Raw genomic sequence first — 15,637 nt, 5'->3', positions numbered from 1 at the left:
CCAAGCGCAGATAACCCCCTAAATGGTGCCGTCAATCACATAGGCTAGAATTTTTGCAACCTGCGCGGGCGTCTCGGTTACGGCAAGGGCCGCCGCATCAACCTCTTTGAGCGCATGTTGATGATCTGCCCCATGCATCACAATCAGCGACTTTCCCAAGGCCGCCGCATATCCTGCGTCAAAGGCCGCATTCCATTGCTTGTATTTCTCGCCAAAGCGCACAACCACGATATCTGCATCTGCAATCGCCTTACGGGTGCGAATGGCATTGATCTTTGCACCCTTGTGATCATGCCAGAATTTCTGATCCTCAGCCCCCAAAATAGCCACGCCGCAATCATCACTGGCGGCATGATCGGTCACAGGCGCGGTAAAGCGAACCGACAGGCCCGCCTCGGCACAGGCGGCGATGATCTCCTCGCGCCAAGTCGTGTGAATCTCGCCTGAAAGGTAAACTGTTAAATCCATGGGTTCTCTTCCTGTCTCGCGGCGCGTTACGCCGCCAATCCTGTGATCTTATCCCAAAGGGCCTGAGGCACATCCACCGATGTCTCCCGCACCCGCCCTTGGCCCGGAACACGCGCGCCCTCATCTTCGGCCACGGCCTCCAACAGTCGCGTGATCCGCGCGCCGAACTGATCGCTAAATGTGCCCGTATCCATTGCCAGATAGAATTGCCCCAAACGATGCGGCGGGCCATCTGGCAATTTCAGCCCCCCTACATCGAGCGAATTGACCGAGCCCGTCATCGCGGCCGCCAAGACCTCGGCCATAATGCCAAACCCCCACCCCTTATAGCCACCCGCACTTAACAAGGCACCTTGCAAGGCCGCTTCGGGGTCGGTTGTGGGGCGGCCTTCGGCATCCACGGCCCAACCCAATGGGATCTCCTCCCCTGCATATTTCGCCATGGTGATTTTCCCCAAAGCCACGGCCGAGGTTGAGAAATCAAAATGCACCGACAGCCCCCCCTGCCCATCAGGCACGGACATGGCGATGGGGTTGGTGCCGATGACGCGCCGCTTGCCATTTGGCGCTGCCACCACGGGCGAGGCGTTGGTAAAGCCGATGCACAGCTTGCCCGCTTGCGCGATTTGTTCGGTAAAATAACCAAGCGAGGTGCAAGTATGGCTTTGCGCCACGGCCAGCATGGCCACGCCTGTTTCATCCACCAGATCGCAGAATTGATCTTTGGCCGCGGCAAAGGCGGGTTGGGCAAAACCAAGCTGCGCATCCGACAAGATCGCAGCCGCCTTGGGACGGCTGACAACGGGCATGACCTGCCCATCAACACGCCCAGAGGCCAATTGCACACAATAGCTTTCGACATATTGCAGGCCGCAAATCACATTGCCATGCGCCTCGGAATGGGCGGTGGCGCGGGCCACCTCCCCCGCCTGCCATGCGCCCGCCCCATGGGCCATAAGCGCGGCTTTGGTCACGGTTTCAATCTCGCTGATCGCCACTTGCGCCATGGCCGCCCTCCCTATGGTCGTTTTGTCAAAGGCTAAGGGCTTGACGCAAGGGGTGCAAGCAAGTCCCAAAATGACTGCGCCACAGGGCTAAGATGGGCGGCGCGGTTCCTTATTTTACACAGCTCACGGCGGCTATGCGGATCATGAGGGGCAAAGAAGCGCAAGGCGGGGTCGGCCTCGGCCATCGCGGTTTGGGGCAAAATCGTGATCCCGATACCCGCCCGCACAAAGGCCAAAAGTGCGGTGGTATTGCGCGCCTCAATGCGGCAATCTTGCAATCCTTCGGTCACGCTAGGGTGATCCACCAAATCGCAAAGCGGGTTGGCAATCAACGGCTCGTGGATCAAATCTTGCCATCCCACGCCGCGCCCCTTAGTCATCTGCGCAAATCGCCCATCGTGGCGCGCGACAATCCCCAAAGGGTCGCTCAAAATGACCTCTGCCTCAACGGATGGCGCGGCATTAGCACGCGGGGATTGCGAGATTATCCCAATATCCACCTCGCCCATTGCCACTTGTGCAATCACACTGGCGGTGTCGCTGTCGCGAATATCAAGGCGCACATCAGGGCGGGCCTGCGAAAAGGCCAAAACCGTGCGCGGCAAAAGCGTGATGGTTGCAGAAGGCACCGCCATAACCCGCACAGTTCCCGCCAAAGATCGCGCATGCCGCGCTATGGCATCGAGACTGCGGGTATAGGAATTGGTGGCGCGCCGCGCCTCCTCCAACACCAAACGTCCCAAAGTGGTGAGACGATTTTTGCGATCCGTTTCAAAGAGGGGCGCGCCCACTTGGGCCTCAAGCTGTGAGAGGGCCATCGACAGGGCCGATGGCGTGCGCCCCAATTTCTGCGCCGCAAGCGCCAAGGCTCCCTCTTCGGCCACGGCCAAAAACACGCGCAACATCTCTAACTTGATCATATTTCAGTATTCTTGAAATTTATTTCAATAATTTGAGATTGCCTGAAGTATAACCCCCTGTCTAGGCTGAATGCGCGGTAACAAGGGACAGGTTTATGCAAGGTCAGAATTTCATCAATGGCATGTGGCGCGATGGCGTGGCGCAGATTGCGAATATCAACCCATCTGACACCAGCGATGTGATTGGCCATTTCGCCCAAGCCAGCCATGAAGATTTGACAGAAAGCTTGGCCGCGGCGCGGCGCGCGCAGGCCGAATGGTGGGCCATGGGCATTGAGGCGCGGCACAATGTGCTGATGGCCATTGGCACAGAGACGATGGCACGGGCCGATGAACTGGGCGAGATGATTTCCCGCGAGGAGGGAAAATCGCGCGCCGAAGGTCGCGGTGAGGCCTATCGCGCGGGCCAATTCTTTACCTATTTCGCAGCAGAGGCGCTGCGCAATCAAGGCGACCATGCCGAAAGCGTGCGCGGCGGCATTGAGGTGGATGTGCGCCGCGAACCTGTGGGCGTTGTGGCGATCATCAGCCCGTGGAATTTTCCAATTGCAACGCCCGCGTGGAAAATCGCGCCTGCATTGGCCTTTGGCAATGCCGTGATCTGGAAGCCTGCCAACCTAACCCCCGCAAGCGCCGTGATGCTGACCGAGATCATCGCCCGCCAAAACATTCCCAAAGGCCTGTTCAACTTGGTTGTGGGCGCAGGGGGCGCGATTGGACAGGCTTTGGTGGAAAGTGCCGCGGTGGATGCCATCAGCTTTACAGGCTCGGTTCCCGTGGGCCGCGCCATCGCCGCATCAGCCATTCCCAATATGACCAAGCTGCAAATGGAAATGGGATCAAAGAACCCTATGCTCGTGATGGAGGATTGCGACCTTGATCTGGCTGTGGCCCATAGTGTGAATGCGGCTTTCGGGGGCACGGGTCAAAAATGCACTGCCGCCTCGCGTTTGATTGTGCATGAGAAAATCCACGATGCTTTTGTCGAAAAATTGGTCGCGGCCACAAATAAGCTCGTGGTTGGCCCCGCCCTAGACAGCGCCACGCAAATTGGCCCTGTGGTGAGCGAAGCCCAGCTTAATAGCAATCTTGATTATATCGCCCTCGGTCAATCCGAAGGGGCCGAGCTTCTTTGTGGCGGAACCCGCGCTGAGGCGGAAACCACAGGCTATTTCATGCGCCCTGCGGTCTTTGCCAAAACCCGCAATGATATGCGGATCAACCGCGAAGAAATGTTTGCCCCCATCACATCGGTGATTAAGGTGGGCAGCTATGCCGAAGGGCTAGACGTTGCCAATGACAGCGAATTTGGCCTCACCGCAGGGATCATGACCAAAAGCCTTGCCCGCGCCGCCCATTTCCGCGCGCATATGCGGGCGGGCTGCGTAATGGTCAACCTTCCCACCGCAGGCACAGATTACCATGTGCCATTCGGGGGGCGGGGGGCAACCTCCTACGGGCCACGCGAACAAGGCCGCTATGCCGCAGAGTTTTACACGACAGTCAAAACCTCTTACCTTGGGGTCACGGGGGATTTGGAATGAGTGGAACAGGTGCGATGCATCCCATGCAAAACCCGCTGATTGACGGGCTGCAATATGCCAATTGGTCGGAAAAAGTCTTTCGCCAGATGCGCGAAGGCGGGGTGGATGCGGTGCATGTCACCATCACCTATCACGAGAATTTCCGTGAAACGGTTCTCAATATCGAAAAATGGAACCGCTGGTTCGAAACCTATCCAGACCTTATTTTTCAAGGCTTTGACGCAAGCGATATTGCCCGCGCGCGCGCCTCGGGGCGCACGGCAATTTTCTTTGGCTCGCAAAACCCCTCCTGCATCGAAGATGACATTGGGTTGGTCGAGGTGCTGCATCGCTTAGGTCTGCGGTTCATGCAATTGACCTATAACAACCAATCCCTGCTTGCCACGGGCTGCTATGAGGCCGAGGATACAGGCCTCACCCGCATGGGGCGCGAGGTGGTGGCCGAGATGAACCGCGTGGGTCTGGTCATCGACATGAGCCATTCGGGCGAGCGCTCGACCTTTGAGGCGATGGAACACTCCACCCGCCCGATTGCAATCACCCATGCAAATCTGGCCAGTTGGCACCCTGCCTTGCGCAATAAATCCGATGATCTCTTACGCGCCCTTGGCCAATCGGGGGGGATGCTTGGTTTTTCGATCTATCCTCATCACCTGAAGGGCGGGTCTGCCTGTAGCTTGCAAAGTTTCTGCGACATGGTTGCGCGGGCCGCCGATTTAATGGGCGTCTCGCAGATCGGCATTGGAACGGATCTATGCCAAGATCAATCCGACAGCGTGGTCGAATGGATGCGGGTCGGGCGTTGGACGAAAAATATCGACTATGGCGAAGGCAGTGCCGCGCAGGCGGGGTTTCCCCCCATGCCTGATTTTTTCGCCGACAATCGCGATTTTGGCCGTTTGGCCGCGGGCTTGCGCGCGGCGGGGTTTGACGCGGGCAATGTCGCGGCAATCATGGGTGGAAATTGGCAGCGCTTTTTCAGCGAAAGTTTCACCCCCGCTGTGCAGGCTGTCCCCAATACAAAGGCCGCGCAATGATGGATCGGGCGGCGCCCCATATCATGGGCCTTGCGCCGATTGCGCTGCGGGCGCCTGATACGGTCATGCGCCTCGCGCGGATGGGATCAGCCCACCCCACGCGGCTGTCATTTCTGCGTATCTTGCTGCGCCGCATTGAAACCGAAGGGTGGCGGTTTGAGCGGCGTATTTTTGATCTTGACGAAAACGGTGTTGGGTATGCCGTCTATTGCCTACACGGGCCTAAGCGCAGTTATAGCCTTGTGGCCTTTGCCCATGATCTGCCGGCAGATCAACGCTCGGATCGGGTCATTGCGACTGCGTGGGATGCCACCTTTACCCTCTTTGATGGTATCCCCACCGCAGATGATATCACGCGGCTGAGCGCGAATGTGCCCCTGCAAGAGGCAGGGCGCATCAGCCCGCGGGAATTATCCCTCAGCCGCGCCAATCGGTCGGTCAGGTTGTTTGATCATGTTGTGGCCCGCTTGGCCACGGGCCAACAGCCAGAACGCGATGCGCTTGATGAGGTGGGCTATTTAATGCGCACAACCGCCGTTTATGGCTCGTCCAAATTCGGGGCGGCGGAAAATGCCGATATTGCCACGCGGCCAGAATTATGCGCGCCGTTCCAAGCCGAGATGATGTCGGTTTGGCTGACCCGCAGCTTTACCATCGACCTTGTCAATCATCTGGCCCGCGCCAAAGGCGGGGCAGAGGCCACAACGCTTGCGCCCGCATTGGCCCGCAGTCTTGGGGTGGGAAATTCTACAGGTCTTGGCATGGCCCCGTTCTTGGTGCGTCACCCTGCCCTTTTGGACGCTTGGGTGCGGGTGCGCGAGACGGCGCTTGCACGGGTGCGCGGCCAAAGACGGATGTCAGAGGCCGATTTGCGCGCGCTGATCGCGGGCTGCGAGGCCGCGCGCGACACGGGCGCGACATGGCGCTCAAGCCACCCTGTGCAACTGGCCAAATTGGCAGATCTGCGGGGGGATTTGGAAAAGCTCCATCATCATCTCACCACAGGCCGCGGACATTGCGCGAAAGATCTGCCATGGAATGCGATATGGCACTGGGGGGAAGCGCATCTAAGCCTTGAGGGGCAAGAAATGCTCTTGTCGATCCTGCTTGAACCCTGCGGCGCGCTGATTGACGATTTGGAAATGTCGCTGCGCGCAGACGAGCCACCCGCCCCCCCGATTGAGGGGCAAGCGCGGCTTGGCGATCTGCGCCGCGCGATTGAGGGCCGTTACGACTGGGCCTTGTCCTATGATTTCTCAACCCAAGAAGCACGAGCGCGGTTCTGGTATGTCTCGGAAGAAAAGCTTGAACCCCGCCTCGGCGCGCGCTTCGAGGAAGAGGGCGCAACCCGTGAAGCCCCGCTTGGCATCGCCTATTTGATCCGTCAGGCCTATGACGCGATGGCCGCCTACCCTGATGCCACGCCCGCCTATGCGTTTCTTTTGGCCCATCCCGAACACCGCCAAATTCTGCGCCGCCTGCAATGGTTGGCGGGGCGCGATTATGGCGAGATTCGCGAAAACCTCATCGGCGCTGACATCCTGCCAATTGATATGATGCGCTATAAGCTGGCCTTTTTTGGGGCCAATCACTTTGATCCGCGCTCGGATAAATGGCTGCGCATCAGCCTCTTTGCGGGGCAAGTTTTCCCTGAACATATCTGCGCACCCGCGCATGGGGGGGCAGATGCAGCTTAGCGCGGGAGAATGGGCCAGCTTAGGCGTGAAGGCCGCGCGCGGCGCGGGCTATTCTTGGGGCTTGGCCGAGGAATTCGGCGCAAGTTTGGCGACTTTAGCGCAATGGGGCATCAACGGCGCAGGCCCTGCCCTTGCGTTATGTGCCGCGCAGGCGGTTTTGGGTCTGCCGCAAATGACCGAGATTGACGGGGGCGTTTGGGGGCAAGCTGGCGCACCGCTTTGCCCTGTCACTACGGGCGCGCTGATTTGTGATCTAGGCACAGGCCCGCAGGGTCTTTTTGGGCCAAGCCCCGTGACGCTTGCCGCTGTGGCTGAGCCGCTGATGCTGCTGCCGCTAGTGGATGGGCTGGCTGCGCGCGCGGGCCGCGCGGTGCAAATTACAACACCCAAAGCCGCGCTTGTTTTTGGCGGGCTTGTCCCTTTGGCTGCGCGCGACATCACCGAATTTGCAGATCACGCGCGCGATCACACCCTGACCCTCTGCGCCAAACCAAGCTCCTATGGCGCATCTGTGCTGCGCGCGCCCCATACCCCCAAAATCACGCCAGAGGCCTACGCAAGCCTTGATCGCTTTGCGCTTGCGACAACCGTGCCCGCCACGGCGCAATCGCGCGAGACAGGCGCAGGTGCGGGCTTGAGCGACAATGATTGATCAGAAGGATACCAAAGAGCCCACCGCGGAGGTGGCAAAAAGACCAAGACGCTCTTGCCAAAAAATATTCAGTTTGCACGAAAATTTCAGCCTGACCTGGTTGACCCTCGTGCCGAGACCGGCATGCTAAGCCCATGCCAGAAATCGGGTTCGGCGCTGCTGTTGCGCCGAGGTCGGACACTAAAACCGAGAATGTCGCAATTGCGCGCAAAATGTCGGTTGAAGAACCTGAAAACCTACAAGTTCGTTGTGAACTTGGAACACCATCTGGGAGGTAATGAAAGATGAAGAAATTTGCTTATACATCCGTGGCGGCCCTCATGCTGTCCACAAGCGGCGCATTTGCCTGTGGTCAGGTCAGCGTTGGCGCAATGGGTTGGGCCTCGGGCGAGGCCTTGGCGGCGCTGACGGGCTTTGTCCTTGAGCAAGGCTATGGCTGCGAAGTCACCATCGTGCCAACAGACACCGTGCCTGCGGTGACATCTTTGGCCGAAAATGGCGAACCAGACATCGTGCCCGAGGTCTGGGTGAACTCGGCCACTGTCTATGCCGATCTTGAAGCACAAGGCAAAGTTATCACTGCCTCAAACACGTTCTCCAATGGCGGCGAAGAAGGTTGGTGGATCTCCACAAGTGCGGTTGAAGCCCATCCTGAATTGGCAACAATCCAAGGTGTCTTGGCCAATCCAGAACTGGTTGGCGGACGCTTTAACAACTGCCCTGTTGGGTGGGGCTGCCGTATCGTGAATGATGCGCTGAAAGTTGTATTTGACCTTGAGGGCAACGGGATCGAAGTATTTGATCACGGCTCGGGCGCGAACCTTGCCGCCTCCATCGCCGCCGCTGACGAGGCGGGCGAGCCATGGTTCGGCTATTACTGGGGCCCGACTGCAATCTTGGGCAAATATGACCTGACCAAGATCGACCTTGGCCCTGTTGACGGGCCACAGCATGCGATCAACCAAAATGCTGATGCTGACCCTGCCACTTGGGGCCCATCGGATTTCCCGGCTGCAACTGTTGTGAACGCTGTGACCGCCGATTTGGCAGAGCGTGCACCCGAGGTTGCTGATTTCGTTCGCAATATGGAAATGCCAAATGATGTTGTCAGCGCTATGCTTGCATGGGCCGAGGACAATGGCGCCTCCGCGGATGAAGCTGCGGCTTGGGTTTTGACCAACCACAGCGACATGATCCTTGGCTGGATGTCCGAGGATGCAGCTTCGCGCGTTTCAGCGCTTCTGCAATAATCCACAACCAATGACAAAGGTCAGCGCCGCAGGGCGCTGGCCTCTCTCATTTTGCGAGGAGGGAAACCTATGGCATATGATTGGATATTCAGCGCGCTTGGCATGACAGACGCCTGCAAAACCGATAGCGGGCCGCTTTTATCACTGTCATCTTTGCGCAACGAAGCCCCAAGCCCATGGGATTTGCCCTTTCCCTCGCTTGATACGCTGAACGAAGCCTGTGCAGCCTTTCCCAAAACCCGCGATTTCACCGCCGCGTTGGAGGATGGGTTCCTTTACATTCGCCCCGCCCTGCGCGCTGTGCTTGATCCGCTGACACAGCCCCTGTCATGGGCGCTTGATGGTGCCTTGACCCTGTTTGTGGAAATGCCGTGGTGGATTTTGGTGCCGCTTTTGATCTTGGTGGCCAAGCTTTTGTCGAATTCCTACAAGGTCGCGGGCATTGTGGCGGCGTCTTTCTTGTTTTTGCTCTTTGTCGATTACTACGAATTCGCCATTCAAACGCTGTCGATCATTTTTGTGTGCACGGTGCTGTGTGTGGCCTTCGGGGTGCCGCTTGGGATTGCCATGTCGCGCTCTGACAGGTTTCAAAACGCAATGATCCCGATTTTGGATATGCTGCAAACCTTGCCGACCTTTGTATATCTGATCCCCCTCATTTTCTTGTTCAATATCACCGAACCCAAGCTCTATGGGCTTGCGATTATCCTCTATGCGATTGTGCCCGTGGTGCGCCTGACCAATCTGGGCATTCGCCTTGTGGATCGCGATGTGATGGAGGCGGTCACGGCCTTTGGCTTAACGGATCGCCAGAAACTTTATCGCGTGCAAATTCCGCTAGCCCTGCCCAATATTATGGCGGGTGTGAACCAAACGATCATGATGAGCCTTGCGATGGTGGTGATTGCCTCGCTCGTGTCGGCCCCAGGTCTGGGAACATTGGTTCTCGATGGCATCAACAACCTGCGCCTCGGTGTTGGCTTCTTGGCAGGTTTTGGCATCGTGTTGATCGCGATTATGCTTGATCGCGTCTCCAAGGCCGCCTTGGCGCGCATCGACAAGTCGAACAAATCATAAGCACCGCAGAAGGGACTAAGAAACCATGGCTTTGGGTGACGTAAAAATCTCGGTGCAAAACCTGTTCAAAATCTACGGCCACAATCCGCGCGCCGTGCAGGACAAGGTTTATGATGGCATCGACAAATCCGCCTTCATGCAGGAAACGGGGCATGTTCTGGCGTTGAATAATATCAACGTGGATATGCGCGAGGGGCAAATTACCGTGGTGATGGGCCTGTCTGGCTCTGGCAAATCCACGCTGATCCGCCACCTCAATCGATTGATCGAACCGACCTCAGGGCAGATCTTTCTCGATGGCACAGATGTTCTGGCCATGGACGATGAGGCGCTGCGCAACTTGCGGCGGCGGTCTATGTCGATGGTGTTTCAAAAATTCGCGCTTTTGCCCCATCGCACCGTCTTGGCCAACACAATCCTTGCGCCCGAGGCGCGCGGCGAGAATATCAAGCAAGCCGAGGATGAGGCGCGCAAATGGTTGGCGCGTGTGGGTCTTGAAGGGATGGAAGACAGCTATCCAAGCCAGCTTTCAGGCGGGATGCAGCAGCGCGTGGGTCTGGCCCGCGCCTTGACCTCAAACGCCGATGTGATGCTGATGGACGAGGCATTTTCCGCGCTTGACCCGCTGATCCGCACCTCTATGCAAGATTTGCTGTTGGAATTGCAACGCGATCTGCACAAGACCATCATCTTCATCACCCATGATTTGGACGAGGCGTTGAAACTGGCCGATCACTTGGTGGTTTTGAAAGATGGCTATATCGTGCAGCAAGGCGATCCGCAGGAGATATTGCTGCGCCCCGCCGCACGCTACATTGAGGAATTCATCCAAGACATCAACCGCGCCCGCGTTTTGAAGGTGAAATCCATCATGAGCCCCGCCAAAACAAAGCGCGGCTGCAGTGATGTCGTGCAGGGCGATGATACGCTAGAGGCGGTGATCAACGCCCATAAGGGCCGCATTGACGGCACCTTTGCCGTCTCTGACCCGAACGATGCCACCAAGATCATCGGCAAGGTGAAGATGGAGGATATCTATCGGGCATTGGTGCGCCCGCAGATGCAGCATGATTAAGGGGATCAAGTCACGGCGGGGCGGCTTTGCCCTGCCTTCATGATCCAAACTGTGGCCATGGCCCCCGCCCACATGGCAGCAACCGCAACCCATGCGGTCAGAGATAGGATTGCGCCACCTGACACCCCTGCCCCAACCGCGCAGCCCCCTGCGGCCATAGCGCCAAACCCCATCAGGACAGCGCCAATCAAATGCCGCTCCATCGGGCTATCGGGGCCAAAGCGTTGCAATTTCCACGCACCCGCCCAAAGGGATGTTGCGCCTGCGCCAAGAAACACACCTGGCACAAGGCCAATGCCAAAGCTGAGCGCGATATTTCGCTCGGCCACCAAAGCCATCAATGTATCGGTGGCAGGCCCTGTGAAAGTAACCGAGGAAATCGGGACGATTTCAAAGGAATTTTGCGCGATCATATAGGTCGCAAACCACCCCAAGCTCACCGCCGCCCCCACCATCGCAGCCCCGATGATACGGGCATAAGACATTGCATGGCGGCGCGCAAAAGCGATGGCCGCACTCAAGGCGACACTCCCCAAAAAGGTCGCTGCAGGGGCGCCAAGGCCAATCGCACTTGCCAAATTTCGCGCGCCATTGCCTTGAATTGTCCAAAGGCCAACAACCGCCTCGCGCAGAGGGGCAAGCGCCCCGCTATAGGCCGCTTGCGCAACCAAGGTCACAACCAGCCCTGTGATCAGCGCGCGCAGATTTCCTGTGGCAGATAAGACCAACAGCCGCGAGGCGCAGCCACGGGCAAGAACCATTCCCACCCCAAACATCAAACCACCGATAATCGCCCCGCTCATACTGCCTGTGGCGGCCAATTGTCGTGCCGCTGTCACATCCAAAGCCCCCGCTGCAATCAGCCCTTGGGTGAGGGTCAGCGCGGCAAAAAAGGCAATGAGCCAAATCGAAAACCGTGGGCCTGCATGGCCTTCGGCCACTTCAACAGTTGAGGCACGCAGACAGAATTGCGACCGCTCGGCCGCCGCGCCAAAAACAAGGCCCACCCCCACCCCTGCAAGCGCCAGAACGGGGCCTTCGCCCCATGCGATGAGCAGGTTCTCAATCATAAAAGCGCCTCATTGGTTTTATCCACAGGCGCAGCAGACCACAGGGCCTGCGCCGCCTGCGATGATCTAGGTCAACTATTGCGCGGCGCGTGCGGTTTGCGCCAATTTGCATTCTGCCCAAAGATCTGACAGCGCCTTGACCAGATGATCCATCGCTTCTGCATCATGAACAGGGCTTGGGGTGATGCGCAGACGCTCCGTGCCTTTGGGAACTGTTGGATAGTTGATCGGCTGGATATAGATGCCATGCTCATCCAAGAGCCTGTCTGAGATATAGCGACATTTCACAGGATCACCGACCATGACGGGAATGATGTGACTGTCATTGGCCAAATGGGGAATGCCCGCCCCATCAAGGCGCGCGCGCAATTCTGCGACCCGTTCCTGATGGGCGGCGCGTTCTGTCTGGCTTGTTTTCAGGTGGCGCACAGCGGCACAGGCCCCTGCCGCAACCGCAGGCGGCAAGGCGGTGGTAAAGATAAAGCCACTGGCAAAACTGCGGATGAAATCAACCAATGCGGCACTGGCCGCAATATACCCCCCCATCACGCCGTAAGCCTTGCCAAGCGTGCCTTCAATCACAGTCAGACGATCCATTAACCCCAGCGCTTCGGCAATCCCGCCGCCGCGTGGCCCGTAAAGACCCACGGCATGCACCTCATCGAGATAGGTCATCGCGCCATAACGATCTGCCAAATCACAAATCGCGGCGATGGGGGCAATATCGCCATCCATCGAATAAACCGATTCAAAGGCAATCAATTTGGGCTGCTCCGGCGGCAGGGCCGCCAGTTTCGCCTCGAGATCCGCCAAATCATTATGCGCCCAAATGATCTTTTGCGCGCGCGAATGACGGATGCCTTCAATCATCGAGGCATGATTGCCTGCATCTGACAGAACAACACAATCAGGGATCTGCGCGGCCAATGTTCCAAGGGCCGCCCAATTTGACACATAGCCCGAGGTAAATAACAGCGCGGCTTCTTTGCCGTGCAGATCGGCCAATTCCGCCTCAAGCGCGACATGGGCGTGGGTTGTGCCCGAGATATTGCGCGTGCCGCCCGCGCCTGCGCCTGTGCGCTCAATCGCGTGTTGCATCGCCGCAATCACATCGGGGTGTTGCCCCATCCCTAGGTAATCATTGGAACACCACACAGTAATGTCCCGCGTGCCGCCCTTATGGTGATTTCGGGCATGGGGAAATGCGCCCCGCTTGCGTTCAATATCCGCGAAATAGCGGTAATTGCCTTCGCTGCGCAGCGTGTCAATTTTGGCGGCGAAAAAACCCTCGTAATCATAGGCGCTCATTGGTCACGCGCCTCTAGGATGATTGCGTCCAACAATGCCTCGACCTCTTGCATTGACCCATCAGGATAGGTGCGGTGACCTATTTGCACGACACCATCCTTTGAGGTGACAAAGATATTATAGGGGCAATGCGCGATATTCGCGGGATCCGCCTCCATCACGCGGCGCGACACGGCGGCCGAGCAAAATAAGAAAATATCCGCTTGATCAAAAATCACCACATCGCTGCCGATATCCGCGGCGGTGCGGTTCAGCATATCACCCGTATGCGAGCGATAATCGATGACCAAGCCCCGCCCAATAATAGTGTTTTCCACCGCAAAAGTGGCATCTTCGAAACTGCCGTCATATTCGAAAAACACCGCCTCTTGTGCGGGGGCTTCCTGCGCAGCAAATGCCGCGAGAAGGCCAGCCATGAGGCCAAGAAACAAACGGGGGGCGGTGCAGCACGACATGGGCCTAGTCCTTTATCAAATGACGGCAGGGGCGATCTGCGCCCCTGCCCTTGTGGTGGTGTTATGTCAGGCCGTGCCAAACATATCTTCGGTAATCGCGTCATACCAACCAAGGCTTTCGCGATAGGTGGTTTCGCGGGTTGCGGCATCCTCGCCCACATCGCTCACGAAGCTAGAGGTCGAGACAATCCCCTCGTCCGAGGCCTCGTAGGTCGCACCGACTTTGATCCCGTCATTGGTATCAATGAGTGACCAGCAGGTATTGGCGAAACGCGGCGGGAAGGCCCGACCGCCCGCAAGGGCCGCCACGATGGCATTGGCGCAGACCTTGGCCTGACTGTTGGCCGAGAACCCCGATTTCGGCATCGCGCCCTGCGCCGCCGCATCGCCCAAGACATGGATATTTTCGTCCATCCTAGACGACAGATCATAGGCCGATACAGGCGCCCAATTGCCATCGGTGATCCCTGCCAGATGGGCAATGCGCCCTGCACGCTGCGCAGGGATCACGTTGCAGACGTCAACCTGCTCGACATTGCCATCGATTGACACAGTCATCGCGTCAGGATCAACAGACACATTGGTGGCACCAAAATCAGGCCCAATTCGTTCAATCATGCCCGTATAGTGGCGCTGCCATCCATCCTCGAACAAGCCTTGCTTTGAGAACGACTCTTTTGGATCAACGATCAGGATTTTCGCGGTTGGATTATTTTGCTTCAGCAAATGCGCGACCATCGACACCCGCTCATATGGCCCTGGGGGGCAGCGATAGGGGTTCGGGGGGGCGATCATGGCAAAGACACCGCCTTCGCGCATATTCATCACTTGCGCCTTCAGCAATTCGGTTTGGCTGCCTGCCTTATAGGCATGGGGCATGGCATTTTGCGCCGCTTGCGACCAGCCCGGAACGCTGTCTTCGATGAAATCAATCCCTGGGCTGAGGACAAGGCGGTCGTAAGACAGGCTGCCCCCGCCTGCCAAGCTGACCGATTTTGCATCGCGATCAACGCCAACGGCCCAATCATGCACCACATTGATCCCGAAATTCGAGGCCAAAGTGCCATAGCTGTGGCCAAGGCTGTTCATCTCGCGGAACCCGCCAAGATAAAGGTTCGAGAAGAAACAGGTATAATAGGCGCGGGTTGGTTCCACCAAGGTCACATTGATGGCGCCATTGCTGCCAGTGGCGATATAGCGCGCGGCCGTGGCCCCGCCTGCACCGCCCCCAATTACGACCACATGGGGCGCGGTTTGCGCCCGCGCCACCATGGGTGCTGCAAGGGTTGCACCAAGCGCCGCGGCGCTGGTTAAGAACTGTCGTCTATCGAGTGGCATTCCAAATTCCTCCCTTTTGGTTGCCTGCCCTGTTGTCCCTTGATCGTCACTCAACAGTGGCAAAATATGCCGCTAATGCGGCAATCTCTTCATCTCCCAATCTCTCGGCAATCATGCTCATCACCTGATGGCTGCGTGCACCTGTTTTGTAGCTCATCAAGCCATGGATGAATGTTGAGGGGGCAAGCCCTGCAATCGCGGGAATATCGCCGCCCGATTGCGCCGCATGACAGGCGGTGCATTCAGATGACAGATACTCGCCATAGGCGTAGTCGCCTTCAATCGCCAAAATCGCAGCGATTTCTGGGGGCACATCCCCTGTGCTGGTTGCGGTGGTATCACTGTCATAATTGCCCGCCTCCGCCACGATATAGGCCACCAAATCGGCACGGGTGTCAGGATCGCTGATCCCACGAAACACCATCCGTGTGCCGCGATAATAGCCTTGCGGATCTTCGAGAAAGCGGTTGAGGCGGTCTTCTGTCCAAAGCTCGCCCTCATTGCCCGCCTCGGTCAGCGTGTCAGAATAGCGGTAATCCGCAAGCCCCCCAACGGGGCGGCCCATCAAACCATCCAGATGCGGGCCCACGCGATTGATCGCGCCATCCCCGATCATGTGGCACGCGGCGCAGGGGCGAAACGCCGCCTGCCCCGCGCTCGGGTCACCCTCGGACAATGCGGGGGAGGATTGCATTGCCCAAGAGATCAAAGCAAAGGCAAAGAGCCCTTGTTTCCCCAT

General features: G+C 57.9%; 15 protein-coding genes. 7 read left to right on the top strand and 8 right to left on the bottom strand.

Annotation, left to right across the window (positions count from 1 at the left end; translation table 11 throughout):
- Positions 1 to 18: 18 nt before the first annotated feature.
- From AAC620_RS01145 to AAC620_RS01135, 3 genes are read right to left on the bottom strand one after another with little or no spacing between them, the layout of a single operon-like run.
- A complete protein-coding gene (locus tag AAC620_RS01145; RefSeq protein ID WP_340242445.1) occupies positions 19 to 468 on the bottom strand; it encodes a YtoQ family protein in 450 nt (149 codons plus the stop codon).
- 26 nt (positions 469 to 494) lie between these two features.
- Positions 495 to 1,475 carry an Ldh family oxidoreductase gene (locus tag AAC620_RS01140; RefSeq protein ID WP_340242443.1) on the bottom strand — a complete coding sequence of 327 codons (981 nt, stop codon included), beginning with the start codon at positions 1,473 to 1,475 and terminating at the stop codon, positions 495 to 497.
- 32 nt (positions 1,476 to 1,507) lie between these two features.
- Complete coding sequence (locus AAC620_RS01135) at positions 1,508 to 2,395, bottom strand: LysR substrate-binding domain-containing protein (protein ID WP_340242441.1); 888 nt, start codon at positions 2,393 to 2,395, stop codon at positions 1,508 to 1,510.
- Between the two features lie 95 nt (positions 2,396 to 2,490).
- Here AAC620_RS01135 and AAC620_RS01130 point away from each other — a divergent pair, with 95 nt between their 5' ends.
- From AAC620_RS01130 to AAC620_RS01100, 7 genes are all read left to right on the top strand, one after another.
- Positions 2,491 to 3,939, top strand: coding sequence for an aldehyde dehydrogenase family protein (locus AAC620_RS01130; protein ID WP_340242439.1), 1,449 nt, complete (start codon positions 2,491 to 2,493; stop codon positions 3,937 to 3,939).
- Positions 3,936 to 4,976 (top strand): membrane dipeptidase, encoded by a 1,041-nt coding sequence (locus AAC620_RS01125; protein WP_340242437.1) that lies wholly within the window; start codon positions 3,936 to 3,938, stop codon positions 4,974 to 4,976. Before AAC620_RS01130 ends, AAC620_RS01125 begins: the two co-directional genes overlap by 4 nt.
- A complete protein-coding gene (locus tag AAC620_RS01120) occupies positions 4,973 to 6,673 on the top strand; it encodes a hypothetical protein (RefSeq protein ID WP_340242435.1) in 1,701 nt (566 codons plus the stop codon). Before AAC620_RS01125 ends, AAC620_RS01120 begins: the two co-directional genes overlap by 4 nt.
- Complete coding sequence (locus AAC620_RS01115; protein WP_340242433.1) at positions 6,663 to 7,325, top strand: DUF3726 domain-containing protein; 663 nt, start codon at positions 6,663 to 6,665, stop codon at positions 7,323 to 7,325. Before AAC620_RS01120 ends, AAC620_RS01115 begins: the two co-directional genes overlap by 11 nt.
- A gap of 284 nt (positions 7,326 to 7,609) precedes the next feature.
- A complete protein-coding gene (locus AAC620_RS01110) occupies positions 7,610 to 8,575 on the top strand; it encodes a glycine betaine ABC transporter substrate-binding protein (protein ID WP_340242431.1) in 966 nt (321 codons plus the stop codon).
- 69 nt (positions 8,576 to 8,644) lie between these two features.
- On the top strand, positions 8,645 to 9,652 hold the full coding sequence (locus AAC620_RS01105; protein ID WP_317655084.1) for an ABC transporter permease: 1,008 nt from the start codon (positions 8,645 to 8,647) through the stop codon (positions 9,650 to 9,652).
- 25 nt (positions 9,653 to 9,677) lie between these two features.
- Positions 9,678 to 10,727: a quaternary amine ABC transporter ATP-binding protein gene (locus tag AAC620_RS01100; protein ID WP_340242427.1), complete on the top strand. Its 1,050-nt coding sequence runs from the start codon at positions 9,678 to 9,680 to the stop codon at positions 10,725 to 10,727.
- Between the two features lie 5 nt (positions 10,728 to 10,732).
- Here the strand turns inward: AAC620_RS01100 and AAC620_RS01095 are convergent, their stop codons facing one another.
- From AAC620_RS01095 to AAC620_RS01075, 5 genes are all read right to left on the bottom strand, one after another.
- The gene (locus AAC620_RS01095; RefSeq protein WP_340242425.1) at positions 10,733 to 11,797 is read right to left on the bottom strand and encodes a YeeE/YedE thiosulfate transporter family protein; all 1,065 of its coding nucleotides are present in this window, start codon (positions 11,795 to 11,797) and stop codon (positions 10,733 to 10,735) included.
- Positions 11,798 to 11,872: 75 nt separating this feature from the next.
- Positions 11,873 to 13,105 carry a 5-aminolevulinate synthase gene (hemA, locus tag AAC620_RS01090; RefSeq protein WP_340242423.1) on the bottom strand — a complete coding sequence of 411 codons (1,233 nt, stop codon included), beginning with the start codon at positions 13,103 to 13,105 and terminating at the stop codon, positions 11,873 to 11,875.
- Positions 13,102 to 13,521, bottom strand: a complete 420-nt coding sequence (locus tag AAC620_RS01085) for a DUF302 domain-containing protein (protein WP_340242421.1) — start codon at positions 13,519 to 13,521, stop codon at positions 13,102 to 13,104. Before AAC620_RS01085 ends, hemA begins: the two co-directional genes overlap by 4 nt.
- Before the next feature lie 105 nt (positions 13,522 to 13,626).
- The gene (locus tag AAC620_RS01080; protein WP_340242419.1) at positions 13,627 to 14,898 is read right to left on the bottom strand and encodes an NAD(P)/FAD-dependent oxidoreductase; all 1,272 of its coding nucleotides are present in this window, start codon (positions 14,896 to 14,898) and stop codon (positions 13,627 to 13,629) included.
- Between the two features lie 46 nt (positions 14,899 to 14,944).
- A complete protein-coding gene (locus tag AAC620_RS01075) occupies positions 14,945 to 15,637 on the bottom strand; it encodes a c-type cytochrome (RefSeq protein ID WP_340242417.1) in 693 nt (230 codons plus the stop codon).

The organism is Roseobacter sp. HKCCA2468, from assembly GCF_037805105.1.
In the GTDB taxonomy this organism is placed as follows: domain Bacteria; phylum Pseudomonadota; class Alphaproteobacteria; order Rhodobacterales; family Rhodobacteraceae; genus M30B80.
This window is presented reverse-complemented; position numbering and strand designations above follow the sequence as displayed.

Excerpts from the sequence above, each read along its gene's own strand:
- AAC620_RS01115 (WP_340242433.1), top strand. The coding sequence starts at position 6,663 with ATGCAGCTTAGCGCGGGAGAATGGGCCAGCTTAGGCGTGAAGGCCGCG.
- AAC620_RS01095 (WP_340242425.1), bottom strand. The coding sequence starts at position 11,797 with ATGATTGAGAACCTGCTCATCGCATGGGGCGAAGGCCCCGTTCTGGCG.
- AAC620_RS01120 (WP_340242435.1), top strand. The coding sequence starts at position 4,973 with ATGATGGATCGGGCGGCGCCCCATATCATGGGCCTTGCGCCGATTGCG.
- AAC620_RS01100 (WP_340242427.1), top strand. The coding sequence starts at position 9,678 with ATGGCTTTGGGTGACGTAAAAATCTCGGTGCAAAACCTGTTCAAAATC.
- AAC620_RS01085 (WP_340242421.1), bottom strand. The coding sequence starts at position 13,521 with ATGGCTGGCCTTCTCGCGGCATTTGCTGCGCAGGAAGCCCCCGCACAA.
- AAC620_RS01140 (WP_340242443.1), bottom strand. The coding sequence starts at position 1,475 with ATGGCGCAAGTGGCGATCAGCGAGATTGAAACCGTGACCAAAGCCGCG.
- hemA (WP_340242423.1), bottom strand. The coding sequence starts at position 13,105 with ATGAGCGCCTATGATTACGAGGGTTTTTTCGCCGCCAAAATTGACACG.
- AAC620_RS01125 (WP_340242437.1), top strand. The coding sequence starts at position 3,936 with ATGAGTGGAACAGGTGCGATGCATCCCATGCAAAACCCGCTGATTGAC.
- AAC620_RS01110 (WP_340242431.1), top strand. The coding sequence starts at position 7,610 with ATGAAGAAATTTGCTTATACATCCGTGGCGGCCCTCATGCTGTCCACA.
- AAC620_RS01080 (WP_340242419.1), bottom strand. The coding sequence starts at position 14,898 with ATGCCACTCGATAGACGACAGTTCTTAACCAGCGCCGCGGCGCTTGGT.
- AAC620_RS01145 (WP_340242445.1), bottom strand. The coding sequence starts at position 468 with ATGGATTTAACAGTTTACCTTTCAGGCGAGATTCACACGACTTGGCGC.
- AAC620_RS01075 (WP_340242417.1), bottom strand. The coding sequence starts at position 15,637 with ATGGGGAAACAAGGGCTCTTTGCCTTTGCTTTGATCTCTTGGGCAATG.
- AAC620_RS01130 (WP_340242439.1), top strand. The coding sequence starts at position 2,491 with ATGCAAGGTCAGAATTTCATCAATGGCATGTGGCGCGATGGCGTGGCG.
- AAC620_RS01105 (WP_317655084.1), top strand. The coding sequence starts at position 8,645 with ATGGCATATGATTGGATATTCAGCGCGCTTGGCATGACAGACGCCTGC.
- AAC620_RS01135 (WP_340242441.1), bottom strand. The coding sequence starts at position 2,395 with ATGATCAAGTTAGAGATGTTGCGCGTGTTTTTGGCCGTGGCCGAAGAG.